Annotated in this window: 12 protein-coding genes; 4 read left to right on the forward strand and 8 right to left on the reverse strand. The window is 70.1% G+C overall.

Annotation, left to right across the window (positions count from 1 at the left end):
- Positions 1–27 precede the first annotated feature (27 nt).
- The gene (addA, locus tag OR37_RS07915) at positions 28–3486 is read left to right on the forward strand and encodes a double-strand break repair helicase AddA (protein ID WP_081612906.1); all 3459 of its coding nucleotides are present in this window, start codon (positions 28–30) and stop codon (positions 3484–3486) included.
- Between the two features lie 124 nt (positions 3487–3610).
- Positions 3611–3943, forward strand: coding sequence for a thioredoxin (gene trxA, locus OR37_RS07920; protein WP_004617958.1), 333 nt, complete (start codon positions 3611–3613; stop codon positions 3941–3943).
- A gap of 66 nt (positions 3944–4009) precedes the next feature.
- Here trxA and OR37_RS07925 read toward each other — a convergent pair whose 3' ends face one another.
- The 8 genes from OR37_RS07925 to OR37_RS07960 all read right to left on the reverse strand — a co-directional run bounded on the left by OR37_RS07925 (position 4010) and on the right by OR37_RS07960 (position 12441).
- Complete coding sequence (locus tag OR37_RS07925) at positions 4010–4117, reverse strand: hypothetical protein (RefSeq protein WP_004617960.1); 108 nt, start codon at positions 4115–4117, stop codon at positions 4010–4012.
- 85 nt (positions 4118–4202) lie between these two features.
- A complete protein-coding gene (locus tag OR37_RS07930) occupies positions 4203–5519 on the reverse strand; it encodes a bifunctional folylpolyglutamate synthase/dihydrofolate synthase (protein WP_004617962.1) in 1317 nt (438 codons plus the stop codon).
- A 145-nt stretch (positions 5520–5664) separates the two neighbouring features.
- The gene (gene accD / locus OR37_RS07935) at positions 5665–6591 is read right to left on the reverse strand and encodes an acetyl-CoA carboxylase, carboxyltransferase subunit beta (protein ID WP_004617964.1); all 927 of its coding nucleotides are present in this window, start codon (positions 6589–6591) and stop codon (positions 5665–5667) included.
- A 12-nt stretch (positions 6592–6603) separates the two neighbouring features.
- Positions 6604–7431: a tryptophan synthase subunit alpha gene (trpA, locus tag OR37_RS07940; RefSeq protein ID WP_004617966.1), complete on the reverse strand. Its 828-nt coding sequence runs from the start codon at positions 7429–7431 to the stop codon at positions 6604–6606.
- A gap of 160 nt (positions 7432–7591) precedes the next feature.
- Complete coding sequence (gene trpB / locus OR37_RS07945; RefSeq protein ID WP_004617968.1) at positions 7592–8812, reverse strand: tryptophan synthase subunit beta; 1221 nt, start codon at positions 8810–8812, stop codon at positions 7592–7594.
- A 23-nt stretch (positions 8813–8835) separates the two neighbouring features.
- The gene (locus tag OR37_RS07950; RefSeq protein WP_004617970.1) at positions 8836–9498 is read right to left on the reverse strand and encodes a phosphoribosylanthranilate isomerase; all 663 of its coding nucleotides are present in this window, start codon (positions 9496–9498) and stop codon (positions 8836–8838) included.
- A gap of 65 nt (positions 9499–9563) precedes the next feature.
- Entirely contained in the window at positions 9564–9833 is a 270-nt protein-coding gene (locus OR37_RS07955; protein ID WP_004617972.1) for an usg protein, read from the reverse strand.
- A gap of 325 nt (positions 9834–10158) precedes the next feature.
- On the reverse strand, positions 10159–12441 hold the full coding sequence (locus tag OR37_RS07960) for an NADP-dependent malic enzyme (RefSeq protein ID WP_004617974.1): 2283 nt from the start codon (positions 12439–12441) through the stop codon (positions 10159–10161).
- Positions 12442–12693: 252 nt separating this feature from the next.
- Between OR37_RS07960 and dapB the strand changes: the two genes are divergently transcribed.
- Together dapB and OR37_RS07970 are read left to right on the forward strand one after the other, a co-directional pair.
- Positions 12694–13479, forward strand: coding sequence for a 4-hydroxy-tetrahydrodipicolinate reductase (gene dapB / locus OR37_RS07965; RefSeq protein ID WP_004617977.1), 786 nt, complete (start codon positions 12694–12696; stop codon positions 13477–13479).
- Between the two features lie 51 nt (positions 13480–13530).
- Positions 13531–16785, forward strand: a complete 3255-nt coding sequence (locus OR37_RS07970; protein WP_004617978.1) for an intermembrane phospholipid transport protein YdbH family protein — start codon at positions 13531–13533, stop codon at positions 16783–16785.
- Positions 16786–16791: the final 6 nt, after the last annotated feature.

Here is a 16791-nt window from a genome sequence, read left to right on the forward strand (position 1 = left end):
GCAAAGCAGGGGAGCATCTTTCTAATGCTGCACGATCCACAGCGCGTCGCCGCCGATCCGGCGATCTCGGCCTTCGTCACCGCCAACGCCGGCTCGGGCAAGACCAAGACCCTGATCGACCGGGTCGCGCGCCTGCTGCTGGCCAAGGTGGCCCCCGAGGCGATCCTCTGCGTGACCTACACCAAGGCCGCCGCCGCAGAGATGCAGCGGCGCCTCTTCGAGCGGCTGGGCAAGTGGTCTGTCACCAGCGACGCGGACCTGCGCGCCGAGCTGATCAAGCTGGTTGGCGACGGCGAGGTCTATGACGCCGACCGTCTCTCGAAGGCCCGCGCCCTGTTCGCTCAGGCGCTGGAGACGCCCGGCGGCCTGAAGATCCAGACCATCCACGCCTTCTGCGAAAAGCTGCTGCGGCGTTTCCCGCTGGAGGCCGGGGTCTCGCCCGGCTTCACGGTGATGGACGACCAGGCCGGCGCCGCGATCGCCCGCGCCGCCCGCCGCGCCGTCGCCAACTGGGTCGACACTAACGACGATGCGTTCGCGGACGCTTATGCGCGGTTCTCAGTGGCGCTGGATTTCCAGAGCTTCGAGGCGATGTTCACGGGCTTCGAGGCGCGGCGCGGCCAGATCATGGCCTATGTCCAGCGCTGCGGCGGCCTGGCCGAAGCGATCGCCGACGCGTGGAAGCGCTGCGGCTTCGACGCGCCGACCTCAGCCGAGGACCTGGCCGCGCGCGCCATGGCGCGCCTCGACCTGCCCGCCTGGCGCGCGGCGGCGACCGTGCTGTTCGACGGCGGCGGCAAGCAGGACGCCAAATACGCCGAGGCCCTGGCCGCCGTGGCCCGCGATCCTGACGCCACGCTGGAGCTGGCTCTCCGCGCCCTGTTCACCGAGGGCGGCGAAGGAACGCCCGCGACCTGGCCCGCCAAGACCTCCGGCCTGAAGAGCCGCGAGGACCTGCGCGAGGCCCTGCTGCTGGAACAGGCCAAGCTGGAGGCCGCCCGCGAACAGGTCCGCGCCGCCAAGGTGGCCGAGGACACCCAGAACGCCCTCTTACTGGCCGGCCTCTATATCGAGCGCCACATGGCCGAGAAGGAGGCGCGCGGCGCGCTCGACTTCACCGACCTGATCGACAAGACCCGCGTCCTGCTGACCGAGAAGGTCGAGGCCGCCTGGGTGCTCTACAAGCTGGACGGCGGCGTCGACCACATCCTGCTGGACGAGGCCCAGGACACCGCCCCCGAGCAGTGGGAAATCCTGCGCGCCCTGACCGCCGACTTCTTCGCCGGCGAGACCTCCGAAGGCTGGAGCGGCCGGCGCGCCGAGCGCACGCTGTTCATCGTCGGCGACGAGAAGCAGTCGATCTATTCGTTCCAGGGCGCGGATCCCACGCGGCTGCTGGAAGAGACCCAAGGCTACATCGCCCGCATCGAGGCGGTCGGCGCGGTCGGCAAGGGCGTGCCGCTGACGGTCTCGTACCGCTCGACCCACGAGGTCCTGAGCTTCGTCGACGCCCTGTTCTCCGATCCCGAGACCCGTGAGGGCGTGCCGCCGCCGGTCGGCCAGGACCTCGTCCGCCACGAGCTGTTCCGCCATGGCCATCCCGGTTGCGTCGATCTCTGGCCGCTGACCCGCGAACTGCCCGGCGAGGAGCGCGAGGCCTGGGAGGCGCCGCTGGACGCCGAGGGCGAGCGCAGCGCCAACCGCCGCCTGGCCGAAGCCATCGCCGCCGAGACCGCCGCCATCCTCAAGCGCGGCGACGCTGTGTTCGACAAGGAGCTGGGCCGCCATCGCGCCGCCCACGCCGGCGACATTCTGGTCCTGGTTCGCCGCCGCAAGGTGCTGTTCGAGGAGATCATCCGCGCCCTGAAACGGCGCGGCGTGCCGGTGGCCGGGGCCGACCGCCTGGCTCTGTCCAGCCACATCGCCTTCGAGGACCTGCTGGCGCTGGGCCGGTTCGTCCTGTTCCCGGACGACGACCTGACCCTGGCGGCGCTTTTGAAGACGCCGTTCTGCGCCCTGACCGACGAGGACGTCTACGCCCTGGCCAAGGGCCGCCGCGCCACGCTTTGGGCCGAACTTCAGCGACGCGCCGAGGAGCGCCCCGAATGGACCGTCGCGCGGACGGTGCTGGGCTGGGCGCTGGCCGAAGGCCGCCGTCGCCAGCCGTTCGAATTCTACGCCGCCTGGCTCGGCCTCGCGGACGAAGCCGGCCGCTCGCATCGCGCCAAGGTCCTGACCCGCCTGGGCGCCGAAGCCGAGGAAGCGCTCGACGAGTTCCTGGCCCAGGTCATGGAGGCCGAGCAGCGCGGCGTGCGCGATCTTGAGGCCCTGGTCGCCGACTTCGCGGCGCTGGACATCATCGTCAAACGCGAGATGGAAGGCGCCCGGCGCGAGGTGCGGGTGATGACCGCCCACGGCTCCAAAGGGCTGGAGGCGCCGATCGTCTTCCTGCCCGAGACAACGGTGAAGCGCGGGGCCGGCGGCTCGCCGCTGCTGGTCACTGATGACGGCGCGCTGCTGTGGTGCGCCAGCGGCAAGGGCGACTGCGCGGCCTCGGCCAAGGCGCGGAAACTGCGCGAGGACAAGGAAAGCCACGAGGCGCTGCGCCTGCTCTACGTGGCCCTGACCCGGGCGCGGGACCGGCTGATCCTGTGCGGCCGCATCGACGCGCGGACCAAGGACGACAAGGTCGGCGGCTGGTACGCGGCCGTCCGCAACGCTTTCGCCCATCCCGACATCGCCCCGCACGTGCGGACGATCGGCGAGGACGAAACCGCTTTCCTCCGTTACGGCCCCGATCCAGAGCCCGCGCCGGGCGTCGAGGAGAACATTCGCGTCGCCGCCGACGCGCCGGCCTGGATGACTCAAGTCGCGCCGCCGGAGCCGGCCGCCGCCCGCTACGCCGCCCCATCGCGGATCGAGGACAACGCTCGCATCCCCGCGCCCTCGCCGCTGGCCCGCGTCGCGGGGCTTGGCCGCTATCGCCGGGGCGAGCTGGTGCACAAGCTGCTGCAGATTCTGCCGGACCTCGCGCCCGACCAGCGGCCGGCCGCCGCGCGGCGGCTGCTGGCGGCCGAGCGCGACCTGACCGACGACCAGCGCGAGGAGATGGCGGCGGCCGCCTTTGGCGTGCTGGACGACGCGCGCTTCTCGGCCGTGTTCGGCCCAGGCTCCCGCGCCGAGGTCGCCCTGGCCGGGACCAGCGCCCACCTGCCCAAGGGCCTGGCCGTCTCCGGCCGCGTCGACCGGCTGGTGGTGGACGAGGCCCGCGTCCTGGTCGTCGACTACAAGACCAACCGCCCCTCGCCCGACCACATCGAGGACGCCGATCCGGCCTATCTGGCCCAGATGGCGGTCTATGCCGCCGTGCTGCGCGAGGTGTTCCCCGGCCGGGCGGTCGAAGCGGCGCTGGTGTGGACCGATGGTCCCAAGCTGATGCCGGTTCCAGAAAAGGTGATGGCCCAGGCCCTGGCGCGGCTGGCCTAAGGCCGTTGCCGGAGGCGCATCGTCCTCCTACATGTTTGTGCAAGCGTCCGGAGCGAATCCGGGCAATTTGGAATTCATCGCGTCTTCCGCGCCGCCTGCGGCGGACGCCAGACTGGAGCAAGCCATGAGCACCGTCGCGGTGACCGACGCCACTTTCGAAGCCGACGTCCTGAAGGCCAGCAAGCCCGTGCTGGTCGACTTCTGGGCGGAGTGGTGCGGTCCTTGTAAGCAGATCGCTCCGGCGCTGGAGCAGATCTCCGAAGAGCTGGCGGACGTCGTGACCGTCGCCAAGGTCAATATCGAGGACAGCCCGACCACCCCGTCGCGCTACGGCGTTCGCGGCATCCCGACCATGATGCTGTTCCGCGATGGCCAGATGACCTCGATGAAGGTCGGCGCCATGCCCAAGCAGAAGATCCTGGAATGGCTGAACGAAGCCGGCGTTCAGGCGGCCTAAGCGGCCTCATCCGCTAAGTTCGAAGCGCCCGCTCCGGTTCGCCGGGGCGGGCGTTTTTCGTGGTCCCTATTTCTTGGGCGTCACGATGAACGGCGAGACCGAGACCGGCGGGGCCTTCTTTTCGGCCTTCGGTTTGCGGATTTCCTTGTTCGACTTCTTCTGACCCTTGGCCATCGGCGGTTCCTGCCAGGGCGGGCGCGCGCGCCGAGGATGTCCGGCGGGCCGTGCCGCCCTATCGGCGTGACGCAGCCTTACGCCTTTAGGTCGGCCAAGTCTCGGGGCTCATCGCCAGGACCTCGCCGGCCAGGTACAGCGAGCCGCAGATCAACACGTGCGGCTTCGGCTCAAGTTGCAGCGCGCGGGTCAGCGCGTCCTCGACACCGTCGCAGGCGGCGGCGCGCAGGCCGGCCAGTTCGGCGGCGGCGGCGGTCTCGGCGGCGCTGGCGGCGGCGTGGCCCTCGAAGGTCACGGTGAACACCTTGGTCGCCACGCCCCGGAACGGGGTGAAAAAGCCGGTCGCGTCCTTATTGGCCAGCAGGCCCGAGATCAGCGCGACGGGACGGCCATCGCGGGCGGCGAGGTCGGCGACGGCGCGCGAGACGGCGCGGCCGGCGTGCGGGTTGTGGCCGCCGTCCAGCCAGAGATCGGCGCCGGCCGCCTTGGCGCGCTCGGCCAGCGGGCCGGCGGTCAGGCGCTGGAAGCGGGCGGGCCAGACCGCGCTGGCGATCCCCCGGCCCATCGCCGCCTCGTCGATTCGCGGATCACCCAAGGCCAGCAGGGCGGCGACGGCGAGACCGGCGTTGGCGAACTGGTGATCGCCCGGCAGCGAGGGCGCGGGCAGGTCCAGCAGACGGTCCTGCATCTGCACCAGCAGGCGTCCCCGCTCGCCCCAGGCGTCGAAGTCGCGGCCCATCAGGGTCAGCTCGACCCCGGCCAGGGCGGCGGTCGTCTCCAGCACGTCCTCGGCGTCGCCGTGCTGGCGCGCGGAGACCACCGGAGCGTCCGGCTTGATGATCCCGGCCTTCTCGACGGCGATCTGGGCGATGGTGTCGCCCAGGAACTCGCGGTGGTCGATGTCGACCGGGGCGATGACGCTGGCCGCGGGCTTGGCGATCACATTGGTGGCGTCGAGCAGCCCGCCGAGCCCGACCTCGACGATGCAGAGATCGGCCGGGACATCGGCGAAGGCGACGAAGGCCGCCGCCGTGGTGATCTCGAAGAAGGTGATCGGCTGGCCGGCGTTCGCGGCTTCGACACGGTCCAGCACATCGGCCAGGTGCTCGTCGGTGATCAGGGTCCCGGCGAGGCGGATGCGCTCGGCGAACCGCACGAGGTGCGGCGAGGTGAAGACGTGGACCCTCAAGCCCGCCGCCTCGGCCATGGCGCGCAGATAGGCGACCGTCGAACCCTTCCCGTTGGTGCCGGCCACGTGGATGACCGGCGGCAGGCGGTCCTGCGGATCGCCCAGAGCCGCGCAAAGCCGCCGCATCCGATCCAGCGACAGGTCGATCAGCTTGGGATGCAGCGACTTCAGACGTTCGAGCGCGGCGTCGTGGGCGCGGAGGTGTTCGGCCATTTTCGTCTCCTCCTCACCCGCCTAGCGGGGGAGGTGGCGCGGCGCCAATAGGCGACGTGACGGAGGGGGCGCTGCGGAGGCGGTCCGAGCCCCCTCCACCGCCGTTCGGCGGTCCCCCCAAAGAGGGGGAGGAAGAACTTCAGTCTTAGGCCGCCTTGCGGGCTCTGCCCATCATCAGGGTGCCGAGGATCGAGCCCAGGACCTGCGGCAGCTCCTTGCGGTGCGTGACGCGGTCGACCATGCCCTTTTCGACCAGGTACTCGGAACGCTGGAAGCCCGGCGGCAGGGTCTCGCGGATCGTCTGCTCGATGACGCGCGGACCGGCGAAACCGATCAGGGCGCCCGGCTCGGCCAGGTGGATGTCGCCGAGCATGGCGTAGGAGGCGGTGACGCCGCCAGTGGTCGGGTCGGTCAGGACCACGACATAGGGCAGGGCGGCTTCCTTCAATTCGTTGATCGCCAGGGTCGTGCGGGCCATCTGCATCAGCGACAGCGCGCCTTCCTGCATCCGGGCGCCGCCGGCGGCGGTGAAGGCGATCAGCGGGACCTGGCGTTCAAGCGCGGCCTTGGCGGCGGCGATGAAGCCCTCGCCGGCGGCCATGCCCAGCGACCCGCCCATGAAGGCGAAGTCCTGGACCAGCACCACGGCGGGAACGCCGCCGACCTTGCCGTAGCCGATGGCCATCGCGTCAGGCTCGCCCGTCGCCTTGCGAGCGGCGGCCAGACGGTCCTTGTAGGGCTTTCCATCCGAGAACTTCAGCGGGTCCTCGACGACCGAGGGCGTCGGCAGCGCCTCGTACTGGCCGTCGTCGAAGGTGAACTTGAAGCGGGCTTCCGGCCCGATCCGCATGTGTCGACCGGCCGGCGTGACCCACAAGGCCGCCTCCAGGTCGGAGCGGAAGATCATCTCGCCGGTGTCGGGGCACTTGACCCAGAGGTTCTCGGGCGTCTCGCGCTTGGCGAACGCGCCGCGCACGCCGGGGGCGATCCGCGACAGCCAACCGCCGCCTCGGCGATCGCCCGCTTGTTTCTTGTCGCCCTTCTTCGGGTCCTGGGGTTCAGCCATAGCCATAGCCTTAAAGCCTCACTTCGTCCCGACTCGCGCCGATCGCACAGCCTTAGCCAGCGCCGACGCCTTGAGAAGAACCTTCTCGGTCACGTTTTCGTTCAACTGGGCCGCCGACTCGATTTCGTCGACCAGGGCCGAGCCCACCACGGCGGCGTCGGCCACGCGGGCCACCTCGGCGGCGCGCTCCGGGGTGCGGATGCCGAAGCCCACGGCGACCGGCAGGCCAGAGGCCTGGCGAATGCGTTGGACAGCCGGCGCCACGGCGTCGGCGTCGGCTTCCTTGACGCCGGTCACCCCAGCCACCGAGACGTAGTAGACAAAGCCCGAGGTGCGGCGGATCACGGCCGGCAAGCGGGCGTCATCGGTGGTCGGCGCGGCCAGGCGGATCAGGGCGATGCCTTCCGCTTCCAGTGCGTCCGACAGCGGATCAGCCTCTTCCGGCGGGCAGTCGACGATGATCAGGCCATCGACCCCGGCCTTGGCGGCGGCGGCGGCGAAGCTCTCGAAGCCCCGGTGCAGCACCGGATTGAGATAGCCCATCAGGATGACCGGCGTGTCGGCGTCGCCCTCGCGGAAGGCGGCGACCAGATCCAGGGTCCCCTGCAGGGTCATGCCGGACGCAAGACCGCGCTGGGCGGCGCGCTGGATGGTCGGCCCCTCGGCCATCGGGTCGGAGAACGGGAAGCCCAGCTCGATCAGGTCGGCGCCGGCGGCCGGCAGGCCCTTGAGCACGCTAAGCGTCGTGGCCGCGTCGGGATCTCCGGCCATGACATAGGTCACGAAGCCGGCGCGGTTCTCGGCCTTCAGCGCCGCGAAACGGCGATCGATACGGTCTTTGGTCATGGATTCTCGTTCCCCGCGCCCTCCCCCTTGATGGGGGAGGGTTGGGTGGGGGTGATGCGGCCGTCAGAGCCGCACGGGCTCGCCGGCCAGCGCCGTGCGAGCACCCCCATCCCCAGCCCTTCCCCCATCCAGGGGGAAGGGAGCCTAAAAAAATCGTCGATCAAATCGAGCGCCCCAGCGCGTCGGCGACGGTGAAGATGTCCTTGTCGCCGCGACCGCAGAGATTCATCACCACGATCTTGTCCTTGCCCAGCTCTTTCGCGATCTCGCCGACACGGGCCAGAGCGTGGGCCGGCTCCAGCGCCGGAATGATGCCTTCGAGGGTCGAGCACAGCTGGAAGGCCGCCAGGGCCTCCTCGTCGGTGGTCGAGACATATTCGGCGCGCCCCACCTCGTGCAGGAACGAGTGCTCGGGGCCGATGCCCGGATAGTCGAGGCCCGCCGAGATCGAGTGGGCGTCGATGATCTGGCCGTCATCGTCCTGCAGCAGATAGGTGCGGTTGCCGTGCAGCACGCCGGGGCGGCCGCCGGTCAGCGAGGCGGCGTGCTTGTCGGTGGAGACGCCGTGGCCGGCCGCCTCGACGCCGATCAGGCGCACGCTCTCGTCGTTCAGGAACGGGTGGAACAGGCCGATGGCGTTCGAGCCGCCGCCGATGCAGGCGACCACCGCGTCGGGCAGGCGGCCTTCCATCTCGAGGATCTGCTCGCGGGCTTCGGACCCGATCACGCTCTGGAAGTCGCGGACCATCACCGGATAGGGGTGCGGGCCGGCGGCGGTGCCGATCAGGTAGTAGGTGTCGTGCACGTTGGTCACCCAATCGCGCATCGCCTCGTTCATGGCGTCCTTCAGGGTGCCCGTGCCCGAGGTCACCGGACGCACTTCCGCGCCCAGCAGGTTCATGCGGAAGACGTTGGGCTTCTGACGCTCGACGTCGGTGGCGCCCATATAGACCACGCACGGCAGGCCAAAGCGGGCGCAGACGGTGGCGGTGGCCACGCCGTGCTGGCCGGCGCCGGTCTCGGCGATGATCCGGGTCTTGCCCATGCGCATGGCCAGCAGGATCTGGCCCAGGGCGTTGTTGATCTTGTGCGAGCCGGTGTGGTTCAGCTCGTCGCGCTTGAAATAGATCTTGGCCCCGCCGAAGTGCTCGGTCAGGCGCTCGGCGAAATAGAGCGGGCTGGGCCGACCGGCATAGTGGGTGTTGTAGCTCTTGAGCTCGGCCTGGAAGGCCGGGTCCGCCTTGGCCTCGGCATAGGCCTTGTCCAGGTCGAGGACCAGCGGCATCAAGGTTTCGGCGACATAGCGACCGCCGAAGCCGCCGAAGCGGCCGTTCGCGTCGGGATAGGCCGAGTAGTCGTTGGGTTTCGCAGGAGCGTTCACAAGAGCTTCCGAGCTGGGCTTGTCTAGTCTTTGGCGCGTTTGACGGCGTCCAGGAACGCCGTGATCAGAGCCGGGTCCTTTAGGCCGGGACCGCGTTCCACGCCAGAGGAAACGTCCACGATGGGGGTTCCGGACGCCTGAACGGCCTCGGCCACGTTCCACGGATCCAGCCCGCCGGCCAGGAAATGCGGACGGGAAAAGCGGCGGCCGGCCAAGAGTCCCCAGTCGAACCGCGCGCCCGTGCCGCCGGGCAGGGCGGACCCTTCCACCGGCTTGGCGTCGAACATCAGGTGCTCGACGACGCCGTCGAAGGCCTGGGCCTGGTCGACATCGGCCGAGCTGGACACCGAGAGCGCCTTGATGACGCCCACGCCGGCCCGGGCGGCGATCTCGCGGACCCGCGAAGGGGTCTCCTTGCCGTGGACCTGGATCAGGTCGGGACGCATCGTCGCCATCAGGCGATCGACCAGGGCGTCGTCGGGATCGACCGTGACGGCGACCGGTTTGACGCCCCGGCCGCGCACCGGCGCGATCAATCGCGCGGCGGTCTCGGGCGTGACATCGCGCGGGCTCTTCTCGAAGAAGACAAAGCCCAGAAACGCCGCGCCGCCGTCGAAGGCGGCCTTCACGGACTCGGGCGTCGATAGCCCGCAGATCTTGGCCCCGACCGGGGAAGACGTGGTCATGGCCGGGGAGTTACGTGCGAGGCCCCGACGATGCAAGCCCAGCAAAACTCACGGCCGCGGAAAGCTCACTGCAAGGTGAAGATCCCGTTCACCGCCCGCCACTCGCGCGGACTGATCAGGCGGTTGTGGGCGACGCGCACCGAGTGCAGCACCCCGTCCAGCTCCTTGGCCCAGAAGTCGAGAAATCCCTTCAGGGTCGGGAATTTCGGGGCCAGGTCGTACTCCTGCCAGACATAGAGCTGCAGCAGGTGGGGGTGATCGGGAATGTGGTAGTGGATCTCGGCCGTGGTCAGGCCGTACCCCTTCATCTGCAACTCGAACGCCTTACTCGCCATCGAAGATCCTCCGATAAAACGCGCCGATGACGGAACGTTTGATCCGGTCGGCGAGTCGCGCAAGCGCCGCGATGTCGCACGACGGCGCCGCTTCACACGGAGACCGCTGAAGGGATGGAAAAGGACACGGAGCGCCCGGGCGACGCCCGGAGGATGAGCAGTATCCGCCGCGCGGAAAGACCCGCGTGTTCCCGGCCAGCGGTAAACCTCCTCACCCTCCCACCGCACGCGGCGGCGGGCCCCGCCCTCTCCCGACGGGAGAGGGTTTTGGGGAGGGGCCGGCCGGCGCCGCGAGGGGATGCTACGCCCCGTTGTGGCGCGAAGCTTATTCCGTCGCCTCGACCGGCTGATCGTAGGCCGCCATCATGGCCATGTTCAGGATCTTGGACACCGAGGCCGACAGCGGCGCGATCTGGATCGACTTGGACAGGCCCAGCAGCACCGGACCGATCACGGTGGCGCCGCCCAGCGACTGCACCAGCTTGGTCGAGATCGAGGCGGCGTGGATGGCCGGCATGATCAGGATGTTGGCGCTGTCGGTCAGGCGCATGAACGGATAGTTGGCGCGTCGTTCCGGATCGAGGGCCAGCTCGGGCGGCATCTCGCCTTCGTACTCGAAGTCGACGTCCATCTCGTCGAGCATGGCCACGGCCTCGCGCACCTTCTCCGAGCGCAGGCCCATCGGGTTGCCGAAGGTCGAATAGCTCATGAAGGCCACGCGCGGCTTGAAGCCCAGACGCTTGACGGCCCGGGCGGCTTCGCAGGCGATGTCGACCAGTTCCTCGGCCTCGGGCAGCTCGGTGACATTGGTGTCCGCCACGAAGATCGTGCGGCCCTTGGCCAGCACGACGCTCATGCCCATGATCCGGCCGCCGGGGGCCGGGTCGACGACGCGCAGCACCTCTTCCAGGGCCTGGTCGAAGCTGCGGGTCACGCCGGTGACCATGCCGTCGGCCTCGCCCAGCGCCACCATCGAGGCGGCGAAGCTGTTGCGGTCCTGGTTGATCAGGCGCTGAACGTCGCGCTTCAGATAGCCCTGGCGTTGCAGGCGGTGATACAGCGCGTCGACATAGTCGGGATTGCGGTCCGACAGGCGGGCGTTGATGATCTCCAGGCCGGCGGTTTCGGGATCGAGGCCCACCAGCTTCATGTTCTCGTGCACCAGGTTCTCGCGGCCGCAAAGGATGGCCTGACCATAGCCGCCGGTCTGATAGGCATAGGCCGCGCGGATCACGCTGGGGTCCTCGCCCTCGGCGAACACGATGCGCTTGGGCTTGGCCAGGACCGAGCCGGAAATCTTCTGCAGGAAGCCAGCGGTCGGGTCGAGGCGCTGGGCCAGGCTGGCCCGATAGGCGTCCATGTCGGCGATCGGGCGACGAGCCACGCCGGTGTCCATCGCCGCCTGGGCCACGAACGGCGGCACGTACCAGATCAGGCGCGGATCGAAGGCCGACGGAATGATGTAGTTGGGGCCGAACTTCAGCTGCCGGCCGTGATAGGCGGCGGCGACCTCGTCGGGCACGTCCTCGCGGGCCAGCATGGCCAGGGCCCGGGCGCAGGCGATCTTCATCTCGTGATTGACGCGGCGGGCCCGGACGTCGAGCGCGCCGCGGAAGATGTAGGGAAAGCCCAGGACGTTGTTGACCTGGTTGGGATAGTCGCTGCGGCCGGTGCCCATGATCGCGTCCTTGCGAACCGCGTGGACCTCTTCGGGCGTGATTTCCGGATCGGGATTGGCCATCGCGAAGATGACCGGGTTGGGCGCCATGGTGGCGATCATCTCGGGCGTGAACGCGCCCTTGGCCGAGAGGCCCAGCAGCACGTCGGCCCCTTCGACCGCCTCGGCCAGGGTGCGCTTGTCGGTCTTGACCGCGTGGGCGCTCTTCCACTGGTTCATGCCCTCGGTGCGGCCCTCGTAGAGCACGCCCTTGCTGTCGACGGCGATCACGTTGCCCGGACGCACGCCCATGGCCTTGATCAGCTCCAACGAGGCGATGCCCGCCGCGCCGGGGCCGTTCAGCACGACCTTCACGTCCTCCAGCTTCTTGCCGGTGATGTGGCAGGCGTTGATCAGGCCGGCGGCGCAGATGATCGCCGTGCCGTGCTGGTCGTCGTGGAACACCGGGATGTCGAGTAGCTCCTGCAGCTCGGTCTCGATGCGGAAGCACTCGGGGCTCTTGATGTCCTCGAGATTGATGCCGCCGAAGGTGACGCCGATGTTCTTGACCACCGTGATGATTTCGTCGGGGTCCTTGGACGTGACCTCGATGTCGATCGAGTCGACGTCGCCGAAGCGCTTGAAAAGGACGCTCTTGCCCTCCATGACCGGCTTGGAGGCCAGGGCGCCCAGGTCGCCCAGGCCCAGGATCGCGGTGCCGTTCGAGATCACAGCGACCATATTGCCCTTGGACGTGTACTCGTAGGCCGCGTCCGGATCGGCGGCGATGGCGTGGACGGGCACGGCGACGCCGGGCGAATAGGCGAGGCTGAGGTCGCGCTGCGTCGCCATCGGCTTGGTCGGGGTCACCGCCAGCTTGCCCGGCTGCGGATAGCGGTGGAAGGCCAGGGCCTCCTCGTCCGTGAAGGTCTTGCGTTCCGCGTCGCTCATCCGGCGTTTCCCATTCCTGCTGCGCAAGTCGATGAAGGGGCGCGCCGATCGATGCGAACGCGCCCTTATGCGCCGCCAGCGTAGCGACGCGAACGAGGCGTCACAACCGGGCGCCCGTGCGAAAATCCCAGCAAACGCTTGTTAGGATTGGCGTTGCGTCAAGCTGGCTGCCGCTCGGGAAGCCCGCGCGAGGTTGACCTTGGGGGTCGGAATGGGCGAATTGCCGGCCAGGTTTCGTGTCGGAGAGCGCCCTTGTCCCTGCCCGTGAAGATCGCGATCGCCGGCGCCGAGGGCCGCATGGGCAAGGCCGTGGCCCTGGCCCTCGAAGGCCGCGCCGACGCCGCCGTCGTCGCCCGCTTCGATCGTCCAGGGGCGGAGGGCGGCTATCTCGTCTCGCGCGACCAGGCGCTGGAGATCGCCGAGGCGGTGATCGACTTCACCCTGCCCGAGGCTTCGGTCCAACTGGCCGAGGCCGCCGCCCGGCGCGGCGGTCCGGCTCTGGTGATCGGCTCGACCGGCTTTTCGGACGAGCAGTTGGTCCGCCTCGAGGAGGCTTCCAAGACCATCGCCATCGTTCGGTCGGGCAACTATTCGCTGGGCGTCAACATGCTGATGGGCCTGGTGCGCCAGGCCGCCGCCGCCCTCCCCGCCGAGGACTGGGACATCGAGGTCTTCGAGGCCCACCACAAGCGCAAGATCGACGCGCCGTCCGGCACGGCCCTGATGCTGGGCGAGGCGGCGGCCGAGGGGCGCGGGGTCGACCTGGCCAAGGTCGCCGACCGAGGCCGCGACGGGGTCACCGGTCCCCGCGTCGAAGGCGCGATCGGCTTCTCGGTCGTGCGCGGCGGCGGGATTATCGGCGAGCACAGCGTGATCTTCGCGGGCGAGTCCGAGACCCTGACCTTGGCGCACTCGGCCATCGACCGCGGCCTGTTCGCGCGCGGGGCCATCGCCGCCGCCGTCTGGGTCAAGGCCAAGCCGCCGGGCCTCTACGACATGCAGGACGTGCTGGGGTTCTCACGTTCGGACGTCTCTTGAAACCAAAGCTTGGCCTGAGGGCTTCTGTAGGGACCTAGACTTCAGGACGTCATGGCCGACATCGCCCAGGAACCGAAGACCTCGCCGCCCAAGCCCTCGCCCCCGAAACCTTCGTCCGGGCGCGCCTGGGACCGCGAGCGTCTGGTCGATCTTGGGCTGGAGGCCTTGTCGGTCTCGATGCTGGCCTTCATCGCCGCGGGCTTGGTGGTCTGGTCCGACCGGCGCGAAATCGGCCGCGACCTGGCCCAGGCCTGGTTGAAGGACCACGGCATCGAGGCCGCCGTCGAGCTGGACGATGTCGACGCCACCGGCTTCTCGGGCAAGGTGCGCCTGGGACCGCGCGACGCCCCCGTCTTCGCGGCCGACAGGCTGGAGGTGGCCTATGACCTGTCCTCGCCGTGGAGCGGCGGGGCGTTCGGCATCCAGACCCGCGCCATCCGTCTGGTCCGTCCGCGTGTATTGGCCAGCCTCGACGCCAAGGGCCTTCGGTTCGGCGCCCTGCAGCCGCTGATCGACGAGGCGCTGAAGTCGCCGCGCAAACCCGGCCCCGGCCCCGCCATCCTGGTCGAGAACGCCCAACTGGACTTGATGACGCCCGGCGGCCGCGCTCGCATAACCGGCGACGCCAGCCTGGACGACGGACAGCTGCTGCGTTTCGACGGCCGCCTGGCGCCGCTGCGCTACGCCGCGCGGAACCTCGTGATCGACGGCCAGGGCGCCAAGGTCACGGCCCGAAAGCGCGGCGACCGGCTGACGCTCGAGGTCTCCCTGGCGCTGGACGCGCTGGAAACCGACGCCGCCGCGCTGTCGAACGGCGTCGCCGAGCTGTCGGCGGACCTGCCCTATCCGGACCTGGCCCGGATGGCGGCCAGCGGTCCGACCGAGGCGCGGCTGTCGTTGCGGGCCGACGCCGGCCGGATCGGCGAGCGGCAGGCCCAGGGCGTGACCGGCGACATGACCCTTTCCGGGCGCTTCGACGGGGGGCTGCCGGCCTTCGCCTTCCTGGGCCGATCGCAAGGCGTGCTGCGGGGCGAGCGCGTGTCGGGCCCGTCGCTGGACGCCCGAAACGCCGCCCTGGCCTTCGACGCTCCGCGCCTGATTCTCGACCACCGTCAGGGCCGGACCACCGCGCGGGGCGCGGCCGGCGCCAATCTGCGCGCCGACCAGGCCGGCGTCGGCGCCCTGGCCCTGCGCGACCTGAAGGCCAAGGCCGCCTCCAGGGATCTGTCCCTGGCGCTGGAGGACCGGAGGCCTTCGGTGAAGGGCCCGCTGGAGCTGGACGTCACGGCGGCGCGGATGGCCTCGGGCGGCTTGGCCCTGGCCTCGGCCAAGCTGCGCGCCCGGGGCGAGATCGACCAGGGGACCAAGGGTCTGACCCTGAGCCTGGCCGGATCGGCCGGCGGCCACAGCGGGGTCTCGACGCCCGATGCGCGAAGGCTGGCGCGGTTCATCCCCAACCCCGCCTATGGCCCGCCGCTGAGCCAGGCCCTGCGGACTTTCGACTTCAGCGCCCCGGCCGTGGCGCTCGACGTCGCCGGCGGGCGCACGCGCCTGACCCTGGCCCAGCCGGCGCGCCTCGCCGCCGCCAACGGCGCGGTGCTGACGGCGGCGGCGGCGAAAGGCCTGCTGCTGGACGCCGGCCCCGAGGGCGCCAGGGGCGCGCTGGAAGCCTCCCTGGCCGGCGGGGGCCTGCCGAAGGTCAAGGTCACGGCGAGCGACTGGCGGGCCCGGGGCGGGATTTTCACCTCGCCGCTGTCGATCACGACCGAGGGCTTCGACCTGCCGCCGATCCAAGGCGTCGACGGGCAGATCAACGGCCAGGCGCGCGTCGCCGGCGGCCGCTTCACCCTGGTGACGGCGACGTGCGCGCCGGTCACCGCCACGCGCTACAGTCTCGGCGACAATCCGATCACCGCCCTCAAGGCCAGGGTCTGTCCGGTCAAGACGCCGCTGGTCACGGCCAGCGCGGGCGGCTGGACAGCGGCGCTGCGCTTCGAGCACGGCGAGGGCGCGTCGGCCGTCGCTCAGGTCCAGCTACGCGACGTCAAGGGCGAAGCGACGCTTGGTGGGACCCACGGCTTCGAGCGCGCCCGCGTGCGGATCGACGGGGCCGCCGCGACCGACGCCGCCCCCGAGCGGCGCTTTAACCCGATCCTGGCCAAGGGCGACCTGACGCTATCGGGCGGCGTCTGGAGCGGAACCTTCCAGGCCGCCACGCCGACCGCCGTGCCGCTGGGTGAGATCCGGCTGCGCCACGTGGTGGCGACGGGCGCGGGTCAGGCCGACATCGACGCCTCTCGCCTCGCCTTCGCCAAGGGCGGGCCGCAGCCGGGCGACCTGTCGCCGTTGGCCGCCTTCGCCCGCGACGCCCAGGGGCGCGCCCGCTTCACCGGCGTCTTCGCCTGGAGCGACCGGGGCGCGACCAGCCATGGCCGCCTGGTGGCCGACAAGATCGACTTCACCAGCCCGATCGGCTTCGTCGCCACGCTGGACGGCGCGATCGACTTCAATAGCCTGGCCCCGCTGACCACTGCGCCGGGCCAGACGCTGAAGATCAGCAAGATCGACTCCATCGTGCCGCTGACGGCGGTGGAGTCGGTGTTCCAGCTGGACGCGGACTCGCTGCACATCGCCAAGGCCACCTTCGAGGCCGCCAAGGGCCGCGTATCGATCGAGCCCACCGACGTCCCCCTGGGTCCCGGCAAGCGCATTAGCGGCGCGATCGTCGTCGAGCACGTGGATCTCGGCGAACTGATCGCCGCCTCGTCCCTGGCCGAGAAGGTCAAGGTCCAGGCCCTGGTCGACGGTCGCCTGCCGTTCACGCTCGGTCCAGAAGGGCTTCGCTTCCAGCAGGGCAAGATCACCGCCATTCAGCCCGGCCGGGTCGAGATCGCCCGCTCCGCCCTGACCGGGGTCGCCGCCAGCCCGGCCGACAGCCCCGGCGCGCCGCCCGCCGTACCGGCCCAGGTCAACGCCATTCAGGACTTCGCCTACCAGGCCATGGAGAACCTGGCCTTCGACCAGTTGGAGGCCGGCGTGAACAGCACCGACAAGGGCCGCCTCTCCATCGTCTTCCACATCAAGGGGCGGCACGACCCCAAGGTGGCCGAGAAGGCCAGGGTCGGGATCCTCGACCTACTGCGCGGCCGCGCGTTCAACAAGCGCATCGCCCTGCCCGCCAAGACGCCGGTGGACCTGACCCTCGACACGTCGCTGAACTTCGAAGAGCTTCTGGAGGCCTGGCGGCGCGCGTTCGCGCCCGAGCCGGCCGCCGACAAGACTCGTTCAGGTCCGGTTCAACCGTGACCGGTC

Origin of the sequence: Caulobacter vibrioides OR37, assembly GCF_000372645.1 — a bacterium.
GTDB lineage: Bacteria > Pseudomonadota > Alphaproteobacteria > Caulobacterales > Caulobacteraceae > Caulobacter > Caulobacter vibrioides_E.